This window comes from Njordella calcicola, from assembly GCF_056494125.1.
In genome coordinates this window covers 3,809,490-3,835,173 of sequence record NZ_CM151396.1, presented here as the reverse complement: position 1 = coordinate 3,835,173, position 25,684 = coordinate 3,809,490, and the positions used below count along the sequence as shown (strand labels likewise).

The 25,684-nt window shown below is 55.4% G+C and carries 37 protein-coding genes and 1 other RNA gene; 16 read left to right on the top strand and 22 right to left on the bottom strand.

The annotated features are described in order from the left end of the window. Positions 1–10 precede the first annotated feature (10 nt). The 16 genes from SH302x_RS14960 to SH302x_RS14885 all read right to left on the bottom strand — a co-directional run bounded on the left by SH302x_RS14960 (position 11) and on the right by SH302x_RS14885 (position 11,948). A complete protein-coding gene (locus SH302x_RS14960) occupies positions 11–511 on the bottom strand; it encodes a hypothetical protein (protein WP_479363207.1) in 501 nt (166 codons plus the stop codon). Between the two features lie 96 nt (positions 512–607). Continuing rightward, positions 608–1,024, bottom strand: a complete 417-nt coding sequence (locus SH302x_RS14955) for a hypothetical protein (protein WP_479362997.1) — start codon at positions 1,022–1,024, stop codon at positions 608–610. A gap of 26 nt (positions 1,025–1,050) precedes the next feature. Continuing rightward, positions 1,051–1,617, bottom strand: a complete 567-nt coding sequence (locus SH302x_RS14950; RefSeq protein WP_479363206.1) for a hypothetical protein — start codon at positions 1,615–1,617, stop codon at positions 1,051–1,053. Beyond that, on the bottom strand, positions 1,614–2,042 hold the full coding sequence (locus SH302x_RS14945; RefSeq protein WP_479363205.1) for a hypothetical protein: 429 nt from the start codon (positions 2,040–2,042) through the stop codon (positions 1,614–1,616). The genes SH302x_RS14950 and SH302x_RS14945 overlap by 4 nt, the downstream gene beginning before the upstream one ends. Continuing rightward, entirely contained in the window at positions 2,039–2,422 is a 384-nt protein-coding gene (locus SH302x_RS14940) for a hypothetical protein (protein ID WP_479363204.1), read from the bottom strand. The genes SH302x_RS14945 and SH302x_RS14940 overlap by 4 nt, the downstream gene beginning before the upstream one ends. Then, positions 2,419–2,709: a hypothetical protein gene (locus tag SH302x_RS14935; RefSeq protein WP_479362993.1), complete on the bottom strand. Its 291-nt coding sequence runs from the start codon at positions 2,707–2,709 to the stop codon at positions 2,419–2,421. Before SH302x_RS14935 ends, SH302x_RS14940 begins: the two co-directional genes overlap by 4 nt. A 48-nt stretch (positions 2,710–2,757) precedes the next feature. Continuing rightward, positions 2,758–3,810 (bottom strand): hypothetical protein, encoded by a 1,053-nt coding sequence (locus SH302x_RS14930; protein WP_479363203.1) that lies wholly within the window; start codon positions 3,808–3,810, stop codon positions 2,758–2,760. A gap of 5 nt (positions 3,811–3,815) precedes the next feature. After that, complete coding sequence (locus SH302x_RS14925) at positions 3,816–4,415, bottom strand: hypothetical protein (RefSeq protein ID WP_479363202.1); 600 nt, start codon at positions 4,413–4,415, stop codon at positions 3,816–3,818. A 119-nt stretch (positions 4,416–4,534) separates the two neighbouring features. After that, the gene (locus SH302x_RS14920; RefSeq protein ID WP_479363201.1) at positions 4,535–4,861 is read right to left on the bottom strand and encodes a hypothetical protein; all 327 of its coding nucleotides are present in this window, start codon (positions 4,859–4,861) and stop codon (positions 4,535–4,537) included. Between the two features lie 3 nt (positions 4,862–4,864). Next, entirely contained in the window at positions 4,865–5,218 is a 354-nt protein-coding gene (locus tag SH302x_RS14915) for a DUF2190 family protein (protein ID WP_146675903.1), read from the bottom strand. A 9-nt stretch (positions 5,219–5,227) separates the two neighbouring features. After that, positions 5,228–5,557 carry a DUF2190 family protein gene (locus SH302x_RS14910; RefSeq protein WP_146675904.1) on the bottom strand — a complete coding sequence of 110 codons (330 nt, stop codon included), beginning with the start codon at positions 5,555–5,557 and terminating at the stop codon, positions 5,228–5,230. 60 nt (positions 5,558–5,617) lie between these two features. Next, positions 5,618–7,651, bottom strand: a complete 2,034-nt coding sequence (locus SH302x_RS14905) for a phage major capsid protein (RefSeq protein ID WP_479363200.1) — start codon at positions 7,649–7,651, stop codon at positions 5,618–5,620. Next, positions 7,617–9,101 (bottom strand): phage portal protein, encoded by a 1,485-nt coding sequence (locus SH302x_RS14900; protein WP_479363199.1) that lies wholly within the window; start codon positions 9,099–9,101, stop codon positions 7,617–7,619. The genes SH302x_RS14905 and SH302x_RS14900 overlap by 35 nt, the downstream gene beginning before the upstream one ends. 72 nt (positions 9,102–9,173) lie before the next feature. Next, entirely contained in the window at positions 9,174–9,371 is a 198-nt protein-coding gene (locus tag SH302x_RS14895) for a hypothetical protein (RefSeq protein ID WP_146679162.1), read from the bottom strand. Positions 9,372–9,481: 110 nt separating this feature from the next. Next, complete coding sequence (locus tag SH302x_RS14890; protein WP_479363198.1) at positions 9,482–11,752, bottom strand: terminase gpA endonuclease subunit; 2,271 nt, start codon at positions 11,750–11,752, stop codon at positions 9,482–9,484. Then, on the bottom strand, positions 11,742–11,948 hold the full coding sequence (locus SH302x_RS14885) for a hypothetical protein (protein ID WP_479363197.1): 207 nt from the start codon (positions 11,946–11,948) through the stop codon (positions 11,742–11,744). The genes SH302x_RS14890 and SH302x_RS14885 overlap by 11 nt, the downstream gene beginning before the upstream one ends. A 274-nt stretch (positions 11,949–12,222) precedes the next feature. Here SH302x_RS14885 and SH302x_RS14880 point away from each other — a divergent pair, with 274 nt between their 5' ends. The 4 genes from SH302x_RS14880 (at position 12,223) to SH302x_RS14865 (ending at position 14,658) form a co-directional block, all read left to right on the top strand. Beyond that, the gene (locus SH302x_RS14880) at positions 12,223–13,080 is read left to right on the top strand and encodes an amidoligase family protein (RefSeq protein ID WP_479363196.1); all 858 of its coding nucleotides are present in this window, start codon (positions 12,223–12,225) and stop codon (positions 13,078–13,080) included. 276 nt (positions 13,081–13,356) lie between these two features. Beyond that, the gene (locus SH302x_RS14875) at positions 13,357–13,638 is read left to right on the top strand and encodes a hypothetical protein (protein WP_479363195.1); all 282 of its coding nucleotides are present in this window, start codon (positions 13,357–13,359) and stop codon (positions 13,636–13,638) included. Between the two features lie 279 nt (positions 13,639–13,917). Further along, positions 13,918–14,211: a hypothetical protein gene (locus SH302x_RS14870; protein WP_479363194.1), complete on the top strand. Its 294-nt coding sequence runs from the start codon at positions 13,918–13,920 to the stop codon at positions 14,209–14,211. Between the two features lie 153 nt (positions 14,212–14,364). Beyond that, on the top strand, positions 14,365–14,658 hold the full coding sequence (locus SH302x_RS14865; protein WP_479363193.1) for a hypothetical protein: 294 nt from the start codon (positions 14,365–14,367) through the stop codon (positions 14,656–14,658). A gap of 101 nt (positions 14,659–14,759) precedes the next feature. Here the strand turns inward: SH302x_RS14865 and SH302x_RS14860 are convergent, their stop codons facing one another. After that, the gene (locus tag SH302x_RS14860) at positions 14,760–14,903 is read right to left on the bottom strand and encodes a hypothetical protein (RefSeq protein WP_479363192.1); all 144 of its coding nucleotides are present in this window, start codon (positions 14,901–14,903) and stop codon (positions 14,760–14,762) included. Between the two features lie 43 nt (positions 14,904–14,946). On the opposite strand from SH302x_RS14860, the gene SH302x_RS14855 reads away from it, so the two are divergent. From SH302x_RS14855 to SH302x_RS14805, 11 genes are all read left to right on the top strand, one after another. Further along, positions 14,947–15,204: a hypothetical protein gene (locus tag SH302x_RS14855; protein WP_479363191.1), complete on the top strand. Its 258-nt coding sequence runs from the start codon at positions 14,947–14,949 to the stop codon at positions 15,202–15,204. Between the two features lie 291 nt (positions 15,205–15,495). Then, on the top strand, positions 15,496–15,771 hold the full coding sequence (locus tag SH302x_RS14850) for a hypothetical protein (protein WP_479363190.1): 276 nt from the start codon (positions 15,496–15,498) through the stop codon (positions 15,769–15,771). Between the two features lie 108 nt (positions 15,772–15,879). Then, positions 15,880–16,152, top strand: coding sequence for a hypothetical protein (locus tag SH302x_RS14845; protein WP_479363189.1), 273 nt, complete (start codon positions 15,880–15,882; stop codon positions 16,150–16,152). A gap of 144 nt (positions 16,153–16,296) precedes the next feature. Continuing rightward, positions 16,297–16,545, top strand: coding sequence for a hypothetical protein (locus tag SH302x_RS14840; RefSeq protein WP_479363188.1), 249 nt, complete (start codon positions 16,297–16,299; stop codon positions 16,543–16,545). Positions 16,546–16,629: 84 nt separating this feature from the next. After that, positions 16,630–16,944 (top strand): DUF7678 domain-containing protein, encoded by a 315-nt coding sequence (locus tag SH302x_RS14835; protein WP_479363187.1) that lies wholly within the window; start codon positions 16,630–16,632, stop codon positions 16,942–16,944. Next, an RNA gene (locus SH302x_RS14830) (hammerhead ribozyme type II) lies at positions 16,944–17,011 on the top strand. Before SH302x_RS14835 ends, SH302x_RS14830 begins: the two co-directional genes overlap by 1 nt. A 26-nt stretch (positions 17,012–17,037) precedes the next feature. Then, positions 17,038–17,607 carry a winged helix-turn-helix domain-containing protein gene (locus SH302x_RS14825; protein WP_479363186.1) on the top strand — a complete coding sequence of 190 codons (570 nt, stop codon included), beginning with the start codon at positions 17,038–17,040 and terminating at the stop codon, positions 17,605–17,607. 3 nt (positions 17,608–17,610) lie between these two features. Further along, positions 17,611–18,030: a hypothetical protein gene (locus SH302x_RS14820; RefSeq protein WP_479363185.1), complete on the top strand. Its 420-nt coding sequence runs from the start codon at positions 17,611–17,613 to the stop codon at positions 18,028–18,030. A gap of 243 nt (positions 18,031–18,273) precedes the next feature. Further along, positions 18,274–18,489: a hypothetical protein gene (locus tag SH302x_RS14815; protein ID WP_479363184.1), complete on the top strand. Its 216-nt coding sequence runs from the start codon at positions 18,274–18,276 to the stop codon at positions 18,487–18,489. A 12-nt stretch (positions 18,490–18,501) separates the two neighbouring features. After that, positions 18,502–18,732, top strand: a complete 231-nt coding sequence (locus SH302x_RS14810; protein ID WP_479363183.1) for a DUF4314 domain-containing protein — start codon at positions 18,502–18,504, stop codon at positions 18,730–18,732. Positions 18,733–18,744: 12 nt separating this feature from the next. Then, positions 18,745–19,062 carry a hypothetical protein gene (locus tag SH302x_RS14805; RefSeq protein WP_479363182.1) on the top strand — a complete coding sequence of 106 codons (318 nt, stop codon included), beginning with the start codon at positions 18,745–18,747 and terminating at the stop codon, positions 19,060–19,062. A gap of 586 nt (positions 19,063–19,648) precedes the next feature. Here SH302x_RS14805 and SH302x_RS14800 read toward each other — a convergent pair. From SH302x_RS14800 to SH302x_RS14790, 3 genes are all read right to left on the bottom strand, one after another. Further along, positions 19,649–21,781, bottom strand: coding sequence for a recombinase family protein (locus SH302x_RS14800; RefSeq protein WP_479363181.1), 2,133 nt, complete (start codon positions 21,779–21,781; stop codon positions 19,649–19,651). A 99-nt stretch (positions 21,782–21,880) separates the two neighbouring features. Beyond that, the gene (locus SH302x_RS14795; RefSeq protein ID WP_479363180.1) at positions 21,881–22,114 is read right to left on the bottom strand and encodes a hypothetical protein; all 234 of its coding nucleotides are present in this window, start codon (positions 22,112–22,114) and stop codon (positions 21,881–21,883) included. A gap of 239 nt (positions 22,115–22,353) precedes the next feature. Then, a complete protein-coding gene (locus SH302x_RS14790) occupies positions 22,354–22,674 on the bottom strand; it encodes a winged helix-turn-helix domain-containing protein (RefSeq protein ID WP_479363179.1) in 321 nt (106 codons plus the stop codon). Positions 22,675–22,995: 321 nt separating this feature from the next. Here SH302x_RS14790 and SH302x_RS14785 point away from each other — a divergent pair, with 321 nt between their 5' ends. Next, on the top strand, positions 22,996–23,454 hold the full coding sequence (locus SH302x_RS14785) for a hypothetical protein (RefSeq protein ID WP_479363178.1): 459 nt from the start codon (positions 22,996–22,998) through the stop codon (positions 23,452–23,454). 111 nt (positions 23,455–23,565) lie between these two features. On the opposite strand, the gene SH302x_RS14780 is transcribed toward SH302x_RS14785, so the two are convergent. Next, entirely contained in the window at positions 23,566–25,512 is a 1,947-nt protein-coding gene (locus SH302x_RS14780; RefSeq protein ID WP_479363177.1) for an AAA family ATPase, read from the bottom strand. Further along, a complete protein-coding gene (locus tag SH302x_RS14775) occupies positions 25,487–25,657 on the bottom strand; it encodes a hypothetical protein (RefSeq protein ID WP_479363176.1) in 171 nt (56 codons plus the stop codon). Before SH302x_RS14775 ends, SH302x_RS14780 begins: the two co-directional genes overlap by 26 nt. Between the last annotated feature and the right edge of the window lie 27 nt (positions 25,658–25,684).

The window sequence follows — 25,684 nt, the reverse complement described above, 5'->3', positions numbered from 1 at the left end:
TGGCGAAGCGTTAAGGGACCTGGATCGACTCCGACGATGCCGGCAAGTCGGACGATGAGTCGCTCAATGTCGGCACAGCGAGCTTGCGTTCGAGATCTTCGACGAGCTTGTTGACCAAGTTCGGATCGTCCAGTCGCTTCTCGATCGCACTGATCCCCCGAGTCTCGATCAGCTTCTGTTTCTCGGCCGCCTTCCGCAGAAGACGGCGTCGGGACTCCGGGAAGTAATTGATCAACGCTTCGAGGAGTGCACCGGTTGCATCGTCGATCGAGTTTCCAGCGAGGCCCTCACCGAAGGCTTCGTCCGTGATCTGCTGCTGATCAGCTTGCGGCTTGCAAATGGCAAATAGCACATCGCCGAGGAGCAACGGATCGGTCGAGAGTCGTGTGATCAAATCACCGTCGATCGCCTCCAGCAGATGCACGCCTGTGAGAGTCTTCACGCGGCGCAGCGTCGTGTTATCGATATCCACAATCCAAATGCGACCGGCGCGGTCAACGAACTTCTGCATGTTAATAGTCCTGAGACTTGAGGCTTGAGTCTTGAGGAAGAAAGAAAAACAAATGAATCCTGACCTCAGGCCTCACGCCTCAGGTCTCATGCCTGCTTAAGGACCAGCTAAGCCAGGTCCAACATTCATGCCACCACCGGAACTCGACTGCGTTGGCTTGAGAGTCACATCTGCGGAGATGACCTCCTCCAAGTTCTGGTTGACATTGAAGGTCATCACTTCGCAGGTCAGTGTGAGCGTGCCACCAGCGTCGCTGATGCCGACATCACAGGGATCACCACTGCTCCACAAGCCTTGAAGCAAGCCGAAAGCGCTATCGCCATCCTTGTTCAGCACTGTGAACTCGATGGACGCATCCTTCAGCGTTCCGACCGTTGCGCGCCAGCCGTTGTTGGCCCGAGTGCTGGCGTCGGCTTCGGCCTTTTCAAGGCTGACGGTTAAATCCTTGACATTGGTGATCTCGACGCCGTCGACGGTGAGGACGGCTTCGAGACCAAGTCTTACTTCTGGCATCGTGAATGATTCCTTATGGCGAACGTTTACTTAACTGAGTTGGCCCAAAACATGGGGAGCCGACTCCGGTTGGCATCCAGTGCCGGCTTCATGAAGGGGCGCTTGGGGTAATGACGAGGTTTGTTGTCACTGCGACGCTCGTTCTCTTCAGCAACCAAGCGAGTGGCTCGATTGGCTTGTGCTGCGGTTCGCAACTCGATCCGCGCAAACTTCGTCTTGTTTCCTTGCTGCTTGATTCGGATCGGACCATGCTCGCCAACGCGAAAGCGATGTGGCTTCAGCTTGCGGCGTTTGGTTGCCACGCCACCGAATTCATGCAGATTCCAAAGTCGACCCGCGATCTCATTCACAGGCCCGATGATGACTTCGGTCTTGTTATTGGTTACTTCGTAGCGAATCACTCGCCTGAGCATGCCCGTCTGGGTATTCGGTGGGCTTCCTGGCTTGGATGGATTCTTACGCTTACGAATGCTCCGACTTGCTGTTTTACGGATGGCACCGCCGGCCTCGCTGATCGATGTAAAGGTGGCAGTTTCCACCTTCTTCTTGAGCTTTCGCTTGTCGAATTGAGTTCGAACGGTGAGCCTGATCATCGCGCCAGTTCAAAGGTTAAGGTCAACAAGCTTGTAAACTGACGCAATTGCTCCCAGTGTTCGCTGGAGTACAGCACGGCATGTTCGGCCTTCACGCAGCGAGCTGCTTGAAACGATACAAGTCTCTTCAAGCGAAACTCGTCGGCGATCTTTTCCACCAGGTCCACTAGCGGGTCGATCTCCTCATTGGTTCCCTTCGAAAACTTCTTCTGCACAGCAACATCCACACGGCAGTGGTATCGATTGTGTGCTCGGTCATGAGGCAAAAGCTCGACGTCGCGAGGCACCACGCTCACGCGAAGTTCCTTCATGTCTTCGAGGTCGAAGTTGGGAACATACAATCGTTCGGCCACGAACTCGAAGTCGAACTCGGCGGCATTGAGCTGGGCGGTGACGCTGTCGGCAACTTGTAGAACGGTCGTCATGAGGGATGGGATTCGATCTGTTTGGTGTGGATGCGGAGTTTCAAACGGAATGGGTCGCTGTAGCGCCAAGGTGGGTCGCCACCAAGGGCCATCACTTCAAAGATGAAGGTGTGGTTGCCATCGATCTCAACGATCGTGTCTCCTCGGCGTGGCAACGTTCCGATGATCGACTGGAGCAGAGATTGCGTGTCGATCAGGAAGTCGCGGACCTGGCTGCGAGTGACAATTCCCTCGCCATCGTCCTGGTCGTACATCGACTTGCCGATTGTTGCTTGGAGCACGGCTCGAAGCTCTCCTCGGCGATACACGACCTGGCGAGACGCGTGCTGGGTGAGTTTGGAGGCAAGCCACTCCTGGCCCTTTTGAAGCATGTCTGTCATGACTCGGCTTTTGCCTTCGTGTTGCCCAGCAGCTTCGAAGCCTTCGTTCGAACTTCATCGAGCCAAACCGCATCGGCGCGGCGTTGGTACTCGGAAGCAACGGCATTCGCCTCTTCGTCAAGCTGTTGCTGACGAAGCGTTGTTTGACGAACGGGCTGGGCTGGTTCTGGAGTTAAGAACGCAACGGGCGACGCTTGCTTGAGTTGCTCTGGTTCCCGTTTCTTCACAGGAAGCAGCGCAACTGCCAGCAGGACGACGACCACAATGATGGCGATGGCTAATAACATTTTTGGGTTGAACCTCATCTAGGAGAGTGGATTGGGTTAAAGCAACGCTCAGCTAATGCCGCGTTTGATCAGAATGAACACGAGCAGGACGGCTGCGATTCCGATGAGCGCGACCGTGGCGATCTCGCCGGCCGAGAGCCAAAGCAGTGCGTTGCGAGTGTCTTTCGCTCCATCGAACAGATCGCGTACTCGATCCAGAGGCCGACGATCTTCAGAGGGTGGCGTTGGGCAATAGCCATCGGGACAATCCTCGGCCGACAGATACAGCGTCGGCGTGATCGCATCGTCCCAGGAGTAACCTTTGGTTTTCACTGCGCCAGTCTTCTGCGCTTCTTTGGCTTGCTTGTAGAGCGTGTAACCATGGCGAAGGTCCGAGTAGAGCTCGTCCGGCGTGCTCGGAATCATTGATCGACCAGCGGCGTGGATGTGCCCGCCAGTTGCGTCTTGGAAGAGCACCACAGGGAACTGTTCCGCGGGCACAATGTCGGCATAGCGAGTCTTGTAGATCGCATTGGTTGCCGTATAGACCTGGAATTCGCAGCTTTCCTTGAGCGCCGCTAGCTGCTTGTTCTGCGTGAACCATTCCTGCAGTCGCTGACTTGTTGCATCGGTGTTAACGAACAGCGCGATCTGGTAACTCTTCTTCGGTGGTGGAGCCGCGGGATTCGAAACGGGAGTTACAACTAGCGGCTCTTGAGTTGGCTTCGAAACATCCACAAAGTTTGGCGTAACGGGCACCGCTGGGGCCACCGTGGGCGTCACGGTTGGCGTCACAACGGTCGGTTGCACAATTGTGGGCTGAACTACCACCGGCGCGGGATAGACGCGTTGTGGTAGGCAATTCGGCGGACAGTTGCGGATCTGTTGCTTGATCTCACCTTGGGCCTGCAGGTTAACCGACTGCGGCTCTTGCAACTTCTCGATCGTGCCCACACTTGGTGAAGTCGGTCGATAGTTGGGTACCGTCCAGCTCTGCTCAGGCTGAGGCTGCGCCGGCTTGTTATGCAAAGCAGTGAAGACAACACCCAGGAGAATCGCGTGGACGATTGCCACCACGATCAGGCCCAGACTTAAGCGAATTCGAATCGTATCGTTGATCATGGTGATTACAGAACCTCATAACTTTGGTAAGGCAGTGAACTGCTGGGATCGTTGAGAACGGTCAGGGCAAAGCCTCCGTAGCCTGCCCATAAGCGGATGAACTGTTCGCGAGGCGTGAGTTCGAAGCGCCCCGGATAGTTGTTGTCGAGGATCGCTGCGTATTGCTTCCCATCACGCTCGATCCAGCCAACGAACGTGCAGCAGTGCGCTGGCTTCCACCAGAGGATTGCACCTCGCCTAGTTGCACTTGCCCAATCGAGGAAACGAGGATCAGCCTTGAGCGTGTAGCTGTAGTCGATGCCGGCAGCATCCAGCCGATCACGCAATCGCGAGTCCCACTCGCCGTCGGCATAGGTCGCTCGCCAGCGTTCGCCCAGCTCGAATCTATTGAGCCAACGGAGATGGTTGACAAGCGAGGCATGAACACAGCTCCCTTGGCCAAGCGAGCCTGTCCAATTGCGCTGATGCAGTTGCACCGGCAGATTGGCTGGTGGTTGCTCCGGCTCAGGTGTTGGTAATGCACGAACGTTGACGACGCCCGAATCGCAGCCAGCCAATACGAGCAGCATCAGTGCACAGGCTGAAATCAATTGTTTATGAATCATATTGAGCTCGTTGCTAAAACTGTTGACGGTGACGACTAACGCTGGACCGCAAACGCAGGGATCGTTTGGAGCACCGAGGTGCAACTCGTGCCCCTGGTGCGGGCCAGCGATAGGCGTCGCTAACTCTTGAATACCACCCACAGTTGCGGATTCGACTGCGGCGTCGAAGCCACGAAACGAATGGGCAGCCCACACATCGCCTTCATCGTGACGTAGCGTGGATTACTTGGATCGAACAACTCACTCTCGTACCTGGCGAGTTCTGCGACCTCTCCATTGGGAAGCCAGCCTTCGATCGTCCACTGCGATGGCGTCGATTGCTTGGCAATGCAAAAGCAACTGCGAAACTCGCCCACCGAGATCCACTGGCTAACCTGGCCATTTGCCAGACGCAGTGGCTGAACAGACCGTGCGCGATCGACAGTTACTTTTGCGATTGATCCCATGGCTTATTGACTCAGTCGTAAACGGACACAGCGGGTACCTGGCGGCGCGGATTCGATCGCTTTGCCCATCATCGGATGGGCGTAAGCGTTCTTGACCACATGCCAACTGATCTCCGACCAGTAAAGGATCGTGCCAGCGGGAATGTTGGTGGTTGGATCTTTCACGACATCGAAGACGCCCCGCATCGTGATGCTGCCACGTGAGCCCGCACTAATCCCAAACTTGGCGATGCCCACGAGCCGGTCGACGACAACCACTGAGCCAGCGGCCACGTCGGACTCGGGGACGATCGGCAAGGTGTTACCATCCGCGACGAAGATGGCTCCTGCATTTATGATTTGTGCGTTGTTGCTCACGGCGTCTCATCACTGGCTCAGGCGAACGCGAACGAAGGAATCAGTGGCGGCAGCGTCATTGACGACTTTGCCGAGATAGGTGGTGCCAACATCGTCAGCGACCACGGCTCCGTCTTCATCGACGTAGACCTTGGTGCCTGCTTCGAACTCGACAGCCAGGGCTGGGTCTTTGGGAATGTCAAAGACGCCTTCCACAGCGATCGAGCCAAGCGAGCCGGCCTTGATGTCGCGTTTGGTGATTCCCACCAAGTCGCCTTGGATCACGATTGATCCAACCGCGACATCAACGGTGGGAGTGAAATCGACGGCCTTACCGTCATGAACAAATTGAGCTTGCATGGATTAGGGAATCCTTGAGGACAAAGAAGGGTTGGTTTCAGAGCGGTCAGGAGACGAGGCTTACTCGCCAGTGACCTTCACAGCGGCGCGTGGGTCTTGCGAGTTCACACCAAAGTCGATGTAAGAACGGAAGCCCATGCCAAGCGTGTTGGCAGGCATCTCAACGCGTTCGATGACCGGCGTGCGCCGACCATTGAGGAACACGATCTCAAACGCGGGCAGCACATTCGGATTTGCGAACAGATACCAAGCCGAGCCGCTGGCTCCCTGGTAGTAGCTGTCCGACAAGTGCGGCGTTGAGATGACGCGGTACTTGTTGCGGTGAGGGTTGTCGACCGGGATCTTGGTCGGCGTTCCTTGCGCATCCATCATGAGCTGCGCCGAACCCATCAGCAGTTCCGCATCGGTTTCGATCTCCACCGGAACAACCAAGAACTCAGGCCGAATGTTGATCGGCTTTTGGTCCTTGGCTTTGTTGCCCGGTCCAACCTTCTGCTTGCGGAAGGTGGTCTTGGCAACGGTGAGAGACTCGGGACCGAACTTGGTGTCGGGGCCTGTGAGCAAGTTACCATTGGCTGAGGAAAAGAACGCGGTGTTCTTGAGCAGCAGCGTGAAGAACAGCTCGTCAATCGACTCCGCACCACTGCGTCCCATTTGACGAGGGATGTCCATGAATGCGTTGAGATCATCGTTGATGATGTCGTGACGCGTCAGCGCGAGGATCTGACCGTAGGTATCAGCCTTGTTGCTGTACTTCTGATCCGAGAGCTTGCCATGCTTCAGCTCGCCATCGGGCGCGACCTTTTCGAAGCCACCGGTACCGAGCAGTCGATAACGAGAGATCTCCTTGAAGTCGCTCACAGTTCCGATGCTGCACAGGTCAAACGCGGCGATCGGTGTCGACTCGTAGGCAGACAGGAGCGTCTTGTTCATGACGTTCTCGAGGATGCCAGGAAGCGACATCGTCGAGAAGCCGGCGCGAATTGTTGCCGTTCCGTCACCAAAGACGCGCGGAACGTCGAAGCCTTCAAGCCGTGCGCACTCGGCGACGAGTTCACGCAAGCCAATGTGGCGAAGCGGATCGGCAGCGTTGAGCGTTCGCTCTCCGTAGGCCTTGAGCAACTTCGTTTCATCAAGACCCACCGACAGACAGCACGCTGCCTCGAGGACATCGCGACGATACATCGGTTGGCTTGCCTGTTGATCAGGGGCCTTAGGTCGTTCGATTCGTAGCACTGCCAACTCCGTTTTGGTAACGCTCCAGCCTTCTTCAAGGGCGCGAGCTTCGATCTCTGGATGCTTGCCAGCACACACTTTGCGAATGCCGGCGATACGTTTGGATTCAGCAGCGGCTTCGATGCGCATCTTGGAAACGACTCCACTCGTGACAGGACGCTTGGACTTGCTGCCCATATCCAAGCTGGCGTTCACCGGGTCGATCTCCGAATCATCGGACTCGGTGGTGTCGTCATCCGGCTGTTCGCTATCGAGGTCCTCGTCGTCGCCAGACTGGCCAGCTGCAATCCGAGCCTCGGTGTCATCGTCGGCACCTAGCGCCACAAACGACACTTCGCCGAGCGTTGACTTGCGAGCGATGTAAACGGGGCCTTTGAACTCGCGACTGTTGGCGGTTGCAGTCTTGCCTTCAGGAATGAAGACAACTTTGTCGGCGTTCGCGCCGAGCGATGCTTGCCAAGGGAAACCGTTCTCGCTGGTAGCGATGACTTCTTGCGCGGTATTGCCCACACCTGAGATCACGCCAGCGACTTCAAGCCGAGAATCGCCGACCATGATGTCGTCGGTGTGACCAACGATACTGGCGCGATCGTGGTCCTTGAGAATGGGGCGAGACTTGCGAGTAACTCGCATGCCCGCTAAGTCAACGACTACGGGATATGGCCAGCCACCAAGACGCATCGCGCCACCGGTGTAAGCGACCATTGAGAACTTTCGCAGCGCCGGCTTGCCTTCTTCGGCAGCCTCAGCGGCTTGTAAATTGATCGAACTAGCATCGTCACAAACGATTCGCAGCGAGCTTGGTACCGACTCAGCGTCTACCTCACTCTGCTTGTTCGACTGCAATGTCTTCGTCATCCGTTACATCTCCTGGAGAAAGTGAAGTTGAATCGGTCGAGAGTCCGAGCTCACGCATGAGCGAGATCTCTTTCGCGCGTTGTTTAAGTTCCGCCTCCCAATCACGCCCCTGCCTCGCGTATTCATGGGCCAGAGTTGTCGTATGATTGGCGAGGCGGATTTTCTGGGCATTGGCTTCTTTGGCTGGGTCGACATGCTCATGTCCGTCCCAGAACCATTGATGCTCGAACGACGAGTCGAGAGTGCGAAGCGAGTTAGGCAGATAGCCTTCGATGAGAATCGCTTCGCGCAGCCATGCGTACAGAATGCGATCCAGAATGGTGCGAGCCATTTGGGACTGCTCGACACGGATCGACTTGAAGTAGGTTTGGTGGTCGAGCCGCCCGGAGGCATAGTTGTAACCCGACGAATTACCAGCAGCGACATTGAACGGCATGTTCAAACAACGTGCGATTTCGTTGAGAATCTCACGCTTGAACTCGGCGTACGTGGTCGCCGGTTGCTCAGCGTGCATCTGAGCCATCTTCCAGCCGCCAGGCATCGTTAGGAGAGCTCGCTTCTCCAGTTCGATCGGCTCGAACGGTTCGGCAGCGTCTGCTTCGCCACCGGCCGGCGCGTCTGTGTAGAGAATCCCAGCGAAGTCCGCCGCAGTTTCGGCAGCCGCCAAAACGGCAAGCGTGAATCGTCGCAACTGAGCAAACAGTGGCAGCGCCGGCGTGATGTCGGGAATACCACGGATCTGGCCAGGCCGATCGCTGCGGAAGAAATGGAGGATGGAACTTGCATCGATGGTGTCATAGTTCTCGGTCAACGAAAACGCATCATCACCTGGATGTTCTCGAAGAACATCATATGAGATCGGATTGCCGTGTTCGTCAAAGCGAATGCCATCGAGATAGCGATAGCTGTCGAGGGCCAATATTGGCGATGTAACCTGTTCCGCTTCGACGAGCTTCAAATCGAGTTGAACCGGCGAATCAATTCTTGGGTTACTAGTGAGCAAACCAAAAGATTCACCATCCGAAACGCGGGCGAGCCGCATCGTTCGTAGCTTTTCCGCCAGGCCAACAGCATCGGCCCACGCAAAGAACTCTTGCTCGACAAGTCGGTTGGCGAACGCATCGGCTGTCAGCATCTGCAATCGAGGTCCAGTACCAACACAGTCGTTGGCCAGCGTCAGCGAGATACCGCGAGCATAAGAGTTGTTGGCGATCTCGTATCGCGAACGGTTGCGTAGCGTGCGACGCACTTCAGGACTATTGGCCGCGCTGGCCGATAGTCCGTCTGCGGCCGCCCAGTGGCGAACGTTGTCGACCGTGGTGGTCGCAGCGTCGTAGCGCCCCAGCAATCTCACCAACGACCAGGGGTGTCGGGCCGAGCGTCCACGGACGAACGATCGATCTTTGCGATCGCCGTTCTTGCTCAGAATCCCTGACAACAACTTAAACATCCGTGACTCAATCCCTACTGTTAAACCCGACACCCCTGCCTATAGAAACAAGCTCGATCAGTTGCGAACCAATTAGTCCGCCCCTGGTGGCACGAGCTTGTTAAATCGAAGGCCACGCTTCTTTTGGGAGGCGGCTGCCTTGGATGCCAGATACTTGTCAGCAGCGATCTGTTCGGTCAGCTTATGCTGCTCGACGCTACCGGCATCTCCCGATGCCTTAGCGGGTGCCTTGGCACTCTCGCGAATCGTTTCTTGCAAGTTGTCAGACATACATGCGGCCTACCTGAGAATGAAGAAGTGGTCTTCTATCTGTAGGAATACCCGGTACCCATGTAGATTGACGGAAAAGCGAGAATATTTTTTTGATCAAGTCTTTCGTACTACTGGTTCCGCCGGCGCTTCTGCATCTCAGAAAAGCTCATCCGCTTCTTACGGATCTCGGCCGTGCCTTCGATGCCTGGAAGAATCACGCCTTGCATTGACGCCGCAACCGCAGAACCAACCAAACAGTCAAACCAGTGGTTGTCGGGCTGCTCAGGTCGCTGCTTCCATTCGTCGACGCTCCGGCCGCGGGCCTCTGTCTTGACGAAGTACTCCGAGGTTAGATGCTCGGCGAGCATGCGATGGGTCTCGGCATTGGTGCCAAAGAGCGAAAGGCAACCGCGATCGCCCATCGCGACTTGCAGGCGAGCGTTGATAAACGACTTCCACCAGTTCGTATCGTAGACCACGTGGCGGATGGCCCGCTTACCAGCGACGTTGGGGATACGCCAGTTGAGCCCTACGCGATCACCTGGCCGGCGACGATATTCGCTAAACGGCAAGCTCGATGCACCCACGAATCGACCGTGGCTGGGGATGATCACAGCTGCGTGCTTTGACTGCCGGCAGAACTGGTAGACCACATCCGTCGATTGGCCCCAGTTGGCATCGATCAAACAGCGTCCGATGCGCATCGCGGCACCATCATCTCGCTGCCATTCCCGATCGAGTAGTTTTGAAGTCAGCGATTCGAGGCCTGCGTAGATCGATCCTTCGAGTCCGCTTCCAGTCGCTTCGGAGCTCAGTGTCTGGCGAGCCTCGCGCAGCGTAAAGTAGGGACGCTGCTGGTCGGGGTGGCAACCATAGTCAATTACATAACCCGTGTAATCGTCCTCCCAAGCGGTGACCACATAGAACAGGAGCTTTTGCTGGACGTCAATGAAGGCCGTTAGATGGTTTGCACCGATCGATACCAAACCACGATCCATGCGGTTGATCTTGCTGGCGACCTCCTCTGGTTTAAGCATTCCGTCAACAACAGTTTCCGCTGGCAGAGGTTGGTTCTGATACTCGGCGAAGAACGCTGCTTCGTCTTGCAATTTGAGATTCATCGCGTGCTGGATTGCGGAGAGTTCGTCGTAGTTGAACCGCTCCTGCCAAGCGATAACGGCACCCTCGTCCATCGCGGCTTGATTCTGACGATAGAACTCGGTGGCCGCTTCACCACCATCACCGCCACGCATGCCTTCGGCGCGGATCTCGGCGTAACGTTCCCATAGCGTTTCGTTCTTGGGGAACGCGTAAACCATCTTTGTCCGCTCGCCATTCCATTCGGGATGCCGATTGCGATCGAGGATATTGTCGGCCATGTCACCCGGGCGAATCACGGTGCAGGGCATGATGCCCGAGATTTTCTTGCCCGGCCCGGCCAAGCCAAGGACTGCGCCAGCGAGGATGCTTTCGCGATTAGCGCATTGCGAGAGCGAACGAGCACTCTCATCCGTTTGCGGGTCATCGAGTACCACAAGACTCGGACGTACTGTTCTGCCGTCTGGACGCTTGAACTTCATACCGCGGATGCGACCCGTAAGGCCGGCGACCTTGATGATCGCTCCGCTAGCGCTGCTACCCTCGATTGTTGGTAAGACGACTTCTTTGGCGGTCCATCCGATCTGCGTGCGCTTGCCTTTGTAGAGCTGGCCGTTAGCTCGATTGGAGATTCCATCGAGGGCTTGGATCGGAAAGCAAACCTCGGGGAAGTCGGCTAAAAGCAGCTCGTTGCTGTCGAGTTCGGTTTTGATTGAGTCGAGCATGTCACACGCATGACCTTCATCGCTGCCGATCAAACATACGAAGTTACGATGCCCATAAAGCACCGCCCATATGCAAGCGACTTCAGCAATCGAACTCTTACCGCTACCACGCGCCATCGCGAGCGCAAACAAACCGCCATGCACAACCGCTTGCTCGATCTTCTCGATGACCTTGATATGGTCTGGCGACCAAGCAAGATGAAACGTTAGCGGAAAGTACGTTTCACAGAAGTAGCGGAAGTCACGCGACGCGCGATCTTTGCGATCTGGGTTATCGACCTCGGGCAGTTCACCGATATCGCGACCTGCAAGTGCGAGCGCTGCATTGCGTGCGCGAGCTCGCTCCTTCATTGCATCGTAGGGATCGACACCGTTTGTCGTACGAGGTGTATGTCGTACGACATGCATCCATGCGCAATAGCGAAGCAAATCGACGGTCTTGTTGTCGCCGATGCGTGCGCCGGCGCGTTGACGATGGCGATACAGTTGACGCTCGCTGATCACCTCGCCTAGCGGCGTCGAGTTCAGCAGTCGGCATAGCTCGCTTGGTTTTAGCTTCCTCGGATCACTCGCCACGTCCCATCTCCTTTGCTTGCCACGCGCTGTAGTGCACGAGGTTGATCGTGCCATCGGCGTTCACCGGCGCACCGCTTTGTATATCGAGGCGGATCTTCTCTGGATCGATCCGCTCGCGGTATGCGGCCGCAAGTAGCTTCGCCGCTTGTTCGACCGAAAGCCTCGTCGGATCGACCTGGCCCGTTCCTTCACTCATCGCATTCCTCCGTGACTTGGCATCTCGAAACGTGGGGCCACCGTTTGCGCACGGTCGCGTTTTGGCCGCATGTTCGCCTGGTTATGCGGAGCATGTTTGGACGCGACGGTGGCGTAATGTTGGGGCACCGGTGGCCTCTCAAAAAACATGGAAATTACTGGGAAAAACATGCAAGACTTCGCTTGAGGTTCCTCGAAACGCATGGCTCATGTGTGTCATCGCGACGCTGAAAACGCGACGCAAAACACACCTCGAACCACGCAGGAACGCAACGATGAACGCAAACGAAATCGCCTTCGGAATCGAATTCGAAACTACCCTCCCCGGCACCGACAACACACCGATCGGACCCTACCACAACGGATACCAAGTACCCTGGCTGCCAACCGGATGGAAAGCAGAACGCGACGGGAGCATCCGACCCGAGAACGCCAGCCGCAAAGGATGCGAGTTTGTAAGCCCAATACTCAAAGGGGTTGAAGGCGTACAGCAGATCGAGAACGCGATCGACCAGATCAACGCTCGCGGGGGCCGAGTAAATTCCAGCTGCGGCCTGCACATAACGGTCTCTTGGAACGGAGACGCAGCCGCCTTGGCAAGATTGATTTCCTTGGTCGGCAACCACGAACGAGCGATCTACGCCTCGACTGGAACCCGCAAACGCGAACAGATGATGTACGCCAAGCGGATCAAACAATACGGCAACAAAGACAACGCCAAGAGCCGATGCGAATCGGATCGCTACCACCTGCTGAACTTGACCCACCTGACCCGCGGCAAGAACCGAATCGAATTCCGGGCCTTCGGCGGAACGCTCAATAAGACCAAGGTGGTCGGATACCTGATGATGGTTTTGGGCTTGGTTGAACTCGCCCTCAATACCAAACGCTGCAGCGAATGGGACTACATCAAAAAGGAAGGCACCAAGAGCTGCTGGGATCGACCTGGTGCCGGCCTGGGTGAAACAGAAATCAACCGATTGTTCTACCGACTCGGATGGACCAAGGGTTGGTACAAGGGTGCCCTTCGCGACAAGGTCTACGGAGAGATCGCCAGCGAAACCAAACCGGAATGGAAGAAGATCAAAACCAAACTCCTCGAGCTCGCCCGCAAATACGACCGCGCGGCTTAAACCACAACCACATAGAACGCCGCGAACGGAATCGCGGCGTTCTTCCGCTTGGTCGCGACACTCGCCCACTGTCGCGTTCTTCTTTGCACCTTCGACCAAGTACCCAACATTCGAAACATCGCAACACGGGCGAACCCTGTGAACCGTGGCGCGTTCCCAGAAACATGGAAAAACATTCAGAAAAGCAACTGGAATCGGCTTGAGGTTATTCAAACCGCATGGCTCATGTGTGTCATCGCGTAAACGATTCACCAACAAATACCAGGAGCCACAAAGATGACCGCAGCAGAGAAGAACGAAGACTACGAAACCATCAAAAGCATTTTTCGACAACTCGACGCCAATGAACCAAATGCCGCATCGAATATTCGCGACGCATTTCACACGGTTTGGGACCAACTGTACGAGCTTGGAGAGCATCTCGCATTCGCTGCCACGATATTCGACGGCCAGCGCAAAGGGCTCCTTCTCCAAGAGTACCAACGAATCCAAAACTTGATGTCCAATCTTCACGAGAGTTGCCTGCCAGAAATCATGCCGGACGAGGCGTTGGACTAACCGGTCAGGTAGGCGATGGCCGCGAACGGAATCGCGGCCTTCTTTCGTTTGGTCGCGACGCTTGCGCACAGTCGCGTTCTTGCAGCAACATTCGACGGAGTACCCCACATGTGAACGGACGCGACGTGGGCCAACGTTGGCGACCGTAGGGCATGCCGAGAAACATGGAAAAACATTCAGAAAAGCTGCTGGATTCGGCTTGAGGTTATTCAAACCGCATGGCTCATGTGTGTCATCACGTAAACGATTCCATTCCCTTTCCGAAACGGAGAAACACAGATGAACGACACAACCACCACTAGCGCCGAACAAGCGATCAAGGACGAACTGCGACGCCTCGGATGGATGATCCCCGACGCGCAGCGCCGCCTCAACGAGCATGCCCAAACGATGCTCAGACGAGCCGAACGAGCGGTCAAGGACATGGAAGCCATGATGGCCAACCAGCCTTGCAGCATGAGCTGGGTGGACTTCGCTGAAAGCGACCTGCGAAACGCGCGTGAGGCAAAAGCCCAGCTCGAGTTCCTCTACCAACAACGGACCATGCTCGAGTTCTTCTTGAGAAAGGATTAGCGAGCGCCGCGGATTCGCCGGCGGCTCAGCGCCGTCGGCGGAATCTTTTTGAAATGTTTTCCGACTCGGCTTGATGTTCATGCAACCGCATGGCTCATGTGTGTCATCGCCAAACGGAAAACCATTTCTAAACCCTTCACGGAGAAGACAAGAATGAATCTCAACTACGACCGGCTCGCTGCCATCAAGACCGCCCTGGACAACATGCAACCAGGAAGTGCACGCGATATTCTTGCCACGTTCAACAGCGCTTGCGGATCGCTGACTCGCCTGATTGAAACGCTCGAATGCGAGGGCTGTGGAGTACTCGGGGAACCAGCTACCGCGATTCAAGAAGAACTGAATCTCGCTGAGGAGGCCTTGAACCTTCTTTGCGAGAGCGCGTTGCCGGTGATCATCCTTGAAGAACGGGCAACGAATCCCAATACCGATCTCTCTGACGTCTAGGCCCCTGCAAAGGCGAAGACCGAACACGGAGGTTCGGTCGACGAATCGTTGGCAATATTGGGTCAACGGTTCGTCAATGTGGGCCTGTTTCGTGTATGTAACTAATGGTCGCCAACGGTCTGCAGCAATGCGAACGGTGGCATCGTGTGCGAATTGTTCGCAAAGGCAGAAACATTCAGATTTCTGCTGAGATTCTCGCAGGCTTGGCTTGAGCTTTGGCCAACCGCATGGCTCATGTGTGTCATCGCGTAAACGATTCAAACCTTTTTCCAAAACGGAGTCACAAACATGACCAACGCAAACAACCCACACGCAGCGACCGACGCAACCATTCGCCAGATCTTCAAGGCGATGGATGCCCACCAAGCCCAAGAGATCCGCGAAGCCTACTACAAGGCGATCGAGGGTTTGATGACCTTGGCAGAAACCCTTGAGGTCGCCGACGCACAACAAACACCCAGCGCCGGCCCGCTTCTGACCGAACATTTCAACGCGGTCCAAGCACTGGACGCGATGAAGAACAGCCGCCTCGGAAAGATCCTCTAAACCACAGACCAGCGGAATGCCACGGACGCCGCGAACGGAAGCGCGGCGTTCTTCCGCTTGGTCGCGACACTCGCCCACAGTCGCGTTGTTCTTCGCACTTTCGACCAAGTACCCAACATTCAAAACATCGCAACACGGGCCAACGTCGGGGCCCGTAAGGCCTCCCGAGAAACATGGAAGAACATGAGGAAAAGCTGCTGAAATCGGCTTGCTGTCGGTTGAACCGCATGGCTCATGTGTGTCATTGCCCAGCGACCAACCGCTTTCACCACGCAATAGGAGCCCAAACCGATGTCCCGAACCAACGCCAGACCCGTTGCTATCAGAACCGCCTTTAAGCAAATGCCTCGCGCTTCCGCGTTGGACCTCTGTGAGGACTATCGCGAAGTGGTCACAAGGTTGAAGCGAATGGCCGACAACTTTGCCGGCGCGTTCGTGGTAGCGAGCGGAGATTCGGCGCATGCCCTGGAAGCAGAGCTCCGCATGTTCGAAGAGGCCATCGATGTCCTTGCCGGCAGCATGTTGCCAGAAGTAATCGAAGAATATTTGCCTTCCAAAGAATGCTGAGAAAACCTGCTGAAGACATTGCAAGGACGGCTTGAGGTTATCCGAACCGCATGGCTCATGTGTGTTATCGCATAACCAATTTTCATTCACCCATACGGAGAACCAAACATGCAGCTCGACACCTTGATCGAAATCCTCAACGACTACCGCGAAGAGTTCGGAGGCGACGCCGAAGTGCGGCTGATGACCCAGCAGAACTGGCCATTCGAAAATCGGATCTGCGGCGTAACCAGCGGCCGCGACATGAACGACGCGAGTGACGACGAAGATGAAGACGACGACGCCCAAGACGTCGCCGACGACCACACGGTGTACATCGTCGAAGGTGGGCAGATCTGCTACGGCAGCAAACGGGCTTGGGAAACATGTCGCGATAGCTGATCGCGATACAGCGATGCGATGGGGGAAAGATTTTGGAAAACCTTCAGAATCTTTTCTTCTTCGGCTTGCTGTCGGTTGAACCGCATGGCTCATGTGTGTCATCGCATACGACATTTCAAATACAAACAAACGGAGATCAACACTATGCCAACCATGACCAACCGACCACGCCTGACCTCGGCCCAGTTCCTCGGCGCACACCGGCGAGCGCTGGAGACAATCAGCGACCTGTACGCAGCGGTCGAAGAGATGCCGATCCTCGCCGCTTCCGACCCATCGACCATGAAACAGTTCTTCGACGAACTGGCTGATGTGCAGGCCACCGCAGCGAAGCTCGCCCAACATTTCCGAACGCAAGTATGCAGCAAAGAAAAGAATTCGAATTCCTTTTAAATCCCGCTTGATGCGGTTCGAACCGCATGGCTCATGTGTGTTAACGCGAAAACGATTCACCAACCGAACAACGGAGACCAGCAGATGACCCAACACGACCTCGACCTGACGATCACCAAGATTAGCAATCGAATCCCAGCCGCTGGCGGTTCTTGGGTAAAAGGCAAGATCAACGACGAATACCGTTTCGACGCATTGGTCTTCGCTGAGCACGCAGAACACGAATCGTACGAATTGAACCAAAGCAAGATTTCGAAGCTCTGGGTCCAACGCCTGGTCGACCGCAAAGTGATGTTCAACTTCGACCGCTGCTTGGATGTGCCGGCGGTCAATACCGAGGTCCAGGTGGTGGTCGACTTTCTTTGCGAAGGATTGTCGGACTTGGTCTTTGGTCAATAAGCCGAAACGCAGCACGGACGCGCGTAGTCGATCGGTGGTTCGATCGGCCTGACGATGGCAGCCATCCACGAACACAGATTTGGAGTTACGAAGATGAAGAAGGCAGAAGTAAAGATTGGTGGCAAGTACTATGCGAACGTTTCGGGCAATCGCTGCGAGGTTCGAATCGATGCCGAGAAGCCTCGCGGTGGATGGGATGCAACCAACTTGGCAACCGGCAAGAAGATCCTCATCAAGAGCGCTCAACGCCTGCAGGGCGAAGTTGGTGCGAAACGCGGACGCGCGAAGGTCACCACTGAAGGCAACGTAACGGTGGTTGAGAACGAGCCCGCAACGGTCGAAACGATTGGAGGCGAATCGTACACAGCGGTTGCGGTTCTCAAGAAGCCACGCAAGGCAAAGGCGGCATCCACCGAGACGGCTGACGCCGGCGAGAAGCGATTGAGCTGCGTCGCTGCGGCCTTGAAAGTTCTCAGCGAATCGAGCGAACCGATGAACGCTCAAGAGTTGATCACCGCGATGGAAGCAAAGGGCTACTGGACCAGTCCCGGCGGCAAGACTCCTCACGCGACCTTGTACAGCGCGATCCTTCGCGACTTGGCCAAGGGCGACGATAGCAAGTTCGTGAAGACAGAGCGCGGCCGATTTACCGTGCGAGGTTAGACCATGCGATCTAAGGATGTTCGGATTGGCGAGCGGTATGTCGCTTGCCATTGCGGTAAGACAATCATCGTTAAGGTCGAATCGATTTTTCAACCGTCGAAGGCCGGCGAGACCACACATGTCATCGCTACCAATCAGGCAACCGGCCAACGCGTATCCTTTCGTAGTACGCTTGGCATCATGCGTCCGGCAGGTCCCTACATCAACGAGGTGAGGATCACATCGGATTTGTACATCGACCAGATCGCTGTACCAGAACCGGGAGTTCGATATCGGCTTCGACGTATCGATGAACCCGAGACTTTTGCAGATGTTGATTATGTGATTCGCCGAGGCGACCTGCTGTATGCAAGAACGAGCGACCTGAAGGAGTATCCAATCACGGGAGAAGGAGCCTGCGTCTTGGTTCCCGTTCGCGAATAGACTCACCACTGATTCCCAACCAACAGCCCCACGTTTACACCGTGTGGGCGTTTTCTCGTTGATGCGAATACACGCCCCACCAGCAACACAACGCGACACGTCGCGAAACTGCGGTTCGCCGGCGCAGCTACATGTTTGGAAGAAATGCGAAAAACCTGCTCGCATGTTGGCTTGATGTTTTTGCGATTCGCTGGCTGACTGTTGAGGATCGTCTTTCGTTTCTCCAACAACCAGGAACCAATCATGGCCAAACCAACCATTGAACCCGCCGCTCCCTACGAGAACCTTCATCTCGTTGCACGCGACTACCTCGATCGACTGCGTCAATCGCTCGACGCATTGCAACAACCCGATGACCCAATGCTGCGATGGCGGAACGTTCACACGATGGCACAGGTCAACGCACGCCTGGCTCAAGCCGGCGAGTTGCTTGACAAACTCAACGCAACTACCAAATGAAACAAGGAACCAATGACTATGCACACACGATTGAAGAAAGGCGATCGCATCCGCTTGGTATCGATGCCGCAAGATCCAGACCCAATCCCCGTTGGATCTCTGGGGACCGTCGTTGAAGTCCACGAACACCGCGACTGGACGCAGGTCGATGTCGATTGGGACAACGGCCGCTCCCTCATGCTGACGATGCCCGACGATTGTGTCGCCATCGTCGACCACAACCACCACGAACCATCGAAGTGAGGAAGCCAACCTATGTCCACAAGAGCAACGATTGCCTGCAAGCAAGAAGACGGTCGCTACGCAGCGATCTACCTTCACTTCGATGGCTACCAAGACCACGCCGGCAGAGTCCTCAAAGAACATTACACATCGATTGAGTCGGCACGAACGCTGGTCGCAGGCGGCGATATTCGTTCGCTCGCCAACGACGGAACGCCGGAACGATTCACCGACGGCAACCGCGCGGTTGTCATGCCCACTCGCGCAGCCTTGCATGAATTCGCTAGGAACTGCGGAGCGGAGTACATCTATGTCTTTGAAGACGAGGCTTGGCATAGTCATAAGCTTTGACGTAATGATTTGTCCCACTACTTTCTATCGCTAGATGGATTTCGCACTGATTGCACAATGTAAGTTGCGTTCTTTGGCTCTTTCTTGTCCCATCTCCGGTGACATGGGACACACAGCCATCGGACATCGAGCGGTCTGTCATAGTCATAGTGGGCACCTTCAATTTGCCGATCCGATCCACCGCATTCTTCACATTCGGTGGGGCGAGCTATCTTTCCGGTCTGAACGTGATAGCGAAGTAGACCTTGCGCCCGTCTTGCTTTAGCAGTGGTTTTGCGAATCGTCGTTCTTCCAGTAGATGCCGCTGCATACTTGCAATTCTTCGAACAGAACTTTCGTTTCAAGTGGTCAGCAGGCCCGAAAAGTTGTCCGCAGTTCTTGCAAACAAGGAATGTTGGTGCACGAAGTAGTTGACCACACAACTCCGAGCACGCTTTCCGTGACTTCCCAACAAAAAGGCGATTGCAAAACTTGCATTGCCGTATGGCAACGCCGTGGCAGTCCTTGCACCTCGATGCTAGTTTGTTGGTGCCCGATCGATGGAACCGAGTAATCGGCAGTTCCCTTCGACAGAACCTACAACGTTTCAAACCGGTTTGAGCGATGTCCACGTTGCACCATCCCTTTCACGCACAGGTTCAGTCCCAGTGAACTTAAAGTAGCGCTGGCAGATAACGTCTGAGTACAACGAATCGAGCTCCATCAGGAATGCGTTGCGTCCAGACTGTTCCGCGCCGATAAGCGTTGAACCACTGCCTCCGAAGAGGTCTAGCACGTTTTCGCCTTGGACCGATGAGTACTGCATCGCGCGGATTGCCAACTCAACGGGCTTCTCCGTCAAGTGGATCATCGACTGCGGATTAACCTTCTTTACTTGCCAAAGATCCGTCGCATTCTTCGGCCCGTAATACTTGTGACCCGCACCTTCTTTCCAGCCGTAGAACGCCCACTCATGAGCTCCCATGAAGTCCCCTCTAGGATCGCGTGTGAAACCATTCTTATACGCACTTTCTAGGTCGGCGAATAAATAGACAGTCGCTTGCTTGGCGTCGGGTTCGATCTCGATACGGTCGACGAATGCTTCGACTAGCTGGCGGTCTTGTAGCGTTGGGTTGGCTTTACAAACGTATTCGTCGATCCGTCCGAAGCGTTCTATAGCCCATCGCCGTAGTTCATCAGCCGAAGGTATCGCGATTGCTTTCTTGGCTACAGCACTCGCCTGCGATTCCAATGCATCGCGCTTAGCTTTGAGATCGGCGAGTGTCGTTTTCAATTCGTCCAAGCCATCGAATGTCGGATCGGACAACATGCCTATCGTCGCTTTGATCTTGCGATTGAGCAGCGCGACTTCGTTGGCCACATCTTTGGTCGGCTTGGCTGCCTGCGTTGGCTTCCGAATGCTTTGGATGAATGCTTCGATGGCCGTCCGGACATCTTTGTGCTTGCCGACTATGGTTTGCTTGATGGCGTCTACGACGAATGCCTCGAGCGTAGGAGCCGAAACTTGATAGAAGCCGCATGTCGATTTGCCGTAGCGATGGTAACCACAGCATCGATAGCCTCTGTAGCCATCGCCTTCGGGTCCTGCGTGTCGCCGATCGCGAGCTATCGTGAATGAACAGCCGCATCGTTTGCATACCATAAGACTCGATAGCAGCGATCTATTCGTTGGCCGTGCTTTGCCACCCAGCGTAGCTCGCTTACGAGCCGCATCTTGGGCAGCGTTCCATGTCTCTACCGATACCAACGGTTCGTGAACGCCCTCGCTGATAATCCAGTCGGCCTCTGCATTCTTCTTCCAACCGCGCTTCTGCCGAGGTCGCAGGCCACCATTGCCATCCAAGCCGAAGAGCGATCCCATCGAATGCTTGTTCCAGCAGATCGCACCTTTGTAGGTCGGATTCTTCATTAGCTTGCCGACGCGCGATGTCGACCAAGACTGGCCCGTTGGTGAAGGGATGCTATCGCGATTCAATGCATCTGCAATCGAATGGTAGCCGTAGCCATCTAGGCACATGCGATACATGCGTTTGATCGTATCAACGCGATCTTTCGCGCTTGGCACCAGCCGGATGATGTCGCTCTTGGCTTTCTTAATGTTCGCACCCGCTTCGATGGTACGCAGTAGCTTGCCATCGGGACCGAACTCCTGCTTGCTGCCATCGGGCATCCATCGAAGCGTTCTTAGTACCTTGCCATCATTCGTCTGATGCTGCTTGTCGTAGCCGTAGCATGGCGGGCCGCCTGGAGCGCTCTTGCGTTCTCGAATGTTACTGACCTGGCCTCGTATAGAATCGCGAGCAAGCTTCACGGAATACTGGCGTGCCTGCCATGATTTGACGCCTTGGATCAATTCGCCTTCATCGCCCTCGGGAATACTATCCGACGGAAATAGAACATTGACATCCGCCAGCTTGAGCCGATGGATGTAGTAGCCCGTTTCATTCGTTCCGCCACGGGAGAAGCGAGCGATGTCGTAGCAAATGATTGTCTCGAAGTCGCCTGCCTTTTCAGCCGCCTCGATCATCTCGGTGAACGCATCGCGGCCTCGGGTGCTAGTGCCCGACAATGCATCATCGATATACCAGCGGTTGATCTTATAGCCGTGGTCGGCTGCCCATTTCGTTACATAAGCCTGTTGGTCGGGGATGGATCGCTCTTGCAAGTCGGTGCTTCGGCGAGCGTAGCCAACGGCGGGTATCATGTTTCGTTTTGTCATGTATTCATTCCTTCATGTGTTGATTCGTAATGTTTCGCCATGAACGACAAAGAGACCGCTTGCGAGAGCGGCCTCGATGCAACCAACGTTTCGTTGGCATCAGCTTGCCCTGGTGGTGATCAACGGCGCTTTGCTGATGAAGAGCTGCTTCGTCGAAACGCCTCGGCGTTCTTCGATGCGTCGAAACAATTCGCACTTGGCAGCGATCTCTTCAGGCGTCGGGTGGTATTCCTTCGCGCCGTTTCGTGCCCGCTTCCACATGCCTTCATCTTTCCAAAGCCCTGCGTTCTTCCATCCATCAACAACGGCTTGCAATTCTTTTTGTTGGTCCATTTTTTTCTCCTGGTCATCGGTTTGTTTCCGTAGCGGACGACCCGCTAGGGGAGTGACACAGGAGCCATGGGTGCCAACGGTTTGCAAGCCAAGCTCGGCGACTATTCCACAGGTTTTCCGTGTTCGCACAAAACGCCCCAGGAACGCGTCGGGCGACCGTTGGTAGTTGTGGCCAACAACGAGAAGAGACCGCGCTAGGCGGCCTCTTGTGCGAACCGTTGGGGTATCGTTGGCGTCCGCTACGCCAGCTTGAATTGGCCTCGGTCTACCTTGGCGAACCGCGCTTCCGCGCCCCTCGCGATGTCGCGTAGGATCGAGGCGTATAGGGTCGCATGCGGCGTCTTGCCCCCAGGCGTTGACCACAAGCCCTGGGCTTCCATCGCTTCGACCATCTCTTTGCAATTCATCGGCTTGCGGGCTTTCTTTAGGACCGCCATCGCTGCGTTGATCTGGCTCATCTTGGTCGGCGCGGTTGGCGTCTTGCTTGCCGTGGTAGTTTGCTTCTTGGCTGGCTTGCTGGCGGACTTCTTGGTAGCGGTTGCGTTCTTGCGTGTTGCCATCTTTTCGTTCCCTTTGCGTTAGGTATTCATCGTTCCCGTCCAGCCCCATTGCTGGCGGGATGACACAGTTACCTCGGTTCCAAAAACACATCCAGCTAGTTTCGAGCATCTTTTCGGACATTTCTCCCGGACCGGACAAACAAACAAATTGTGCTATGCCTCGCGGCTGTTCCGACGTCCCAATGTTGTTGGTGCTGGGCGGCCAAGTACCTAAATCATTAAGATGTTAAGCATAGGCATGCTTAAGCATTGACGAGCATGCTTACGGACGCTAAAAATAGCTTGTCGACACTCACGAACCCGTTTTTAAGAGGTGTAAGCATGGCTATTGATGAATTGGTAACGGTATCGGTCCCACGAAAGCATTTGGCAAAGGTGTATGGCTTCATCGCGACTTTGGAGTCCGGTGAGCCCACGGCAGCTGCTGGCGAAACCGCCGGAAACGAGGCTGCAACAGATGATGAATGGACTCCCTCGCGGATTCGCAAGATGCTTCAACAATCCCCGCCAGCAATGAAAGACATCTTGCGAGCCATGGCGTTGAGGCCAAACGAATGGCTAACCACAATAGGGCTTGCGGAAGCAATCCAAGGCAATGACCAAGCAGATTGGAAAACGGTAGCTGGCACGATGGGAGCATTCGGTCGACGCCTGAAGAACCGTTATGGCCTCGAAACATTTCCGTTCGAGAAGCGATACGACCACGCAGCGAAAAGCAAGGCTTATCGCATGTCGAATGAGATGAGCACATTGGTTCTCCAAGTCTTGAATGAGGGTTAAATGGATTTCCTGTGCGTGCGCGCAACTAGTACCCCAGCCCCAGGCCGTGCGTTCTCGCACTGTGCCTGGGGGTACTAGGGGGTGTGCGCGCACACACACAGACACAGATTTTCATGTTTCATTCCCTACCAATGAGGGCTGCGGAACGGTCGCGAACTTGACTGGACGATTAGCACCAAACGACCAGCGATGGATCAAACCATCGCTCTCGGTTAGCTGGATCATGTCGCGAGCCATGCGTTGGGTAATGCCCGTCTCTCTAGCGGCTGCCATGATCGCTTTCATCGTCGTTGGCTCTTCGGTAACGAACGACGCGACGAAGCTATCTTTCGTGCACTTTGGCGCATCGGATTGCTGCTCGTCCTTGGGCTTGGGCTTCTTGCGAGGTCGCTCCGGTCGGAGATCGGCTGGATCGAGGTTGTCTTCGATATGCCAAACTGGAAACGACCAACGTAGGCATAGCGAATCGAGCGGCTGCCAAGAGCGGACGGCTGCATCGACGACCACGCAACCGTCCTCTTGATGTTGACGCATGATGAGGTGCGTATCGGTCGCCCGTGCTTGGCTTCCAGCACCTGCACCAACGTCCGTAACCGACTTGCCCGACTGGTTTCCCTTGCTGGCGTGGTGAACGAGCACGAAGCAGCAACCGAGCATGGCAGCGTACCAATCCAAGCGGTTGTAAACGTCCGTCATGTTCGCATTGCTGTTCTCGTCGCTATCTTTCGGCAAGAAGCGATAGAACGCATCCATCACAATGACTTTGAAGAAGTCCTTCTTTAGCGATTCGAAGTACGGTTGCAGCGTATAGACATCGAGGAGCCGACCACGCAGGTTGTCGACGAATAGCTTGTCGGCAATCTCTGGCAACTCGATACCACGAGCGGTCGCTACCTTCGGAATCCGGTTCGCCGACGTTTCACTGTGCAACTCGTTGTCGAGGATCAATACATTGCCCTGCGTCGTATCGAAGGCATCGAGCCAACGGCGACCAGTCGCAACCGCCATCGCAAGATCGGTAACTAGCCAAGACTTGCCGTACTTCGGAGGCGCGATGATATTCATCGTTTCGCCGATACGCAGTAGGCCGTTGACCACAGGCGGACGCAGCTCGGGATGGTCCTTCAATAGTTGGCCAACGCTAAGCATCGATGGCCCGCTACGCCTCTTCTTTGCTGAGCCACGCTCGACCTTCTTTTCCGCGCTACGCAGGCGTTTGAGGACGGACTTCGATCCCCATGCCGATGGAAATGGCTTGTGCTTGGCGTACTTGGCAAGGACAGCCAGAGCGGCATCGTCAGGCAAATCGTGTTCAACGCATCGGCAGCAAGCAGCAAACAAACGCTTGGAACCATCGCCTTTGTCGGCGACTCGCATCTTGTCGATTTCCTTCAAACAAGTACGCATGCGGTTGAGCATGGCATCGTCGAAGTTCTTCGATGGCTTCTCACCTTCAACCGCTGGCTTGGGCTCGGGGGATTTCTTGGGCTTGTCGGGCCACAGTTCGGCGCACAACGCGTCCAGTTGTTCTTGGCGAGCCATAATGCCTTCGGGCACATCCGCTATACGGTGGCCCGTCAACGCAAAGAAGCGAGCGCGGTTGTAGACTTCGACTTTGCCAATGCCATCCGGTCCATGGCCTTTGGAGACGCATTCGGTTACCGACTCTGGCTTGACGCCTTCGATGATCATCTTGACGCCATTGCCCGATGGTGACACTTCGCAATACGTATCGATGCGATTAACGATGTCCTTACCCCAAATGAACTCGCCTTGCTCATCCAGGCAATCGTCGAGGTCGATGCCGGTGTAGGGATCGTCCTCTAAGAAGACATAGCCAATGCCAGCGTAGGATGTATTGCGTTTGAAAGCATCGAGCGCAATCGCGAAAGTCGTCCATGTATTCGGATCGGACGAGTCGGCATTCCACCCCTTCGCGTTGAACGGCAACTTGGTCGGCTTGGCATTCGGCCTTGGTATCGACTTCCAGCAAACCCATTGCGGTCGCTCAATGAGGCATCGAGGGATATTCTCAATCCGTACATCGCGTCTCTTCATCGCTGGCCTCCTTTCGTTCGCGCTCGTATTCATCCAGGAGCCATTGCGTTAGTGCTTCGACTCGCTTCTCTTCGGCAATCGCTGGTTCAGCCGTAGCGACAACCGTGAAGGTATAACTCCCTGTATTGGCTTCCGTATCCGGCATGGCTGCACTCCATCGATTGGCAATAGG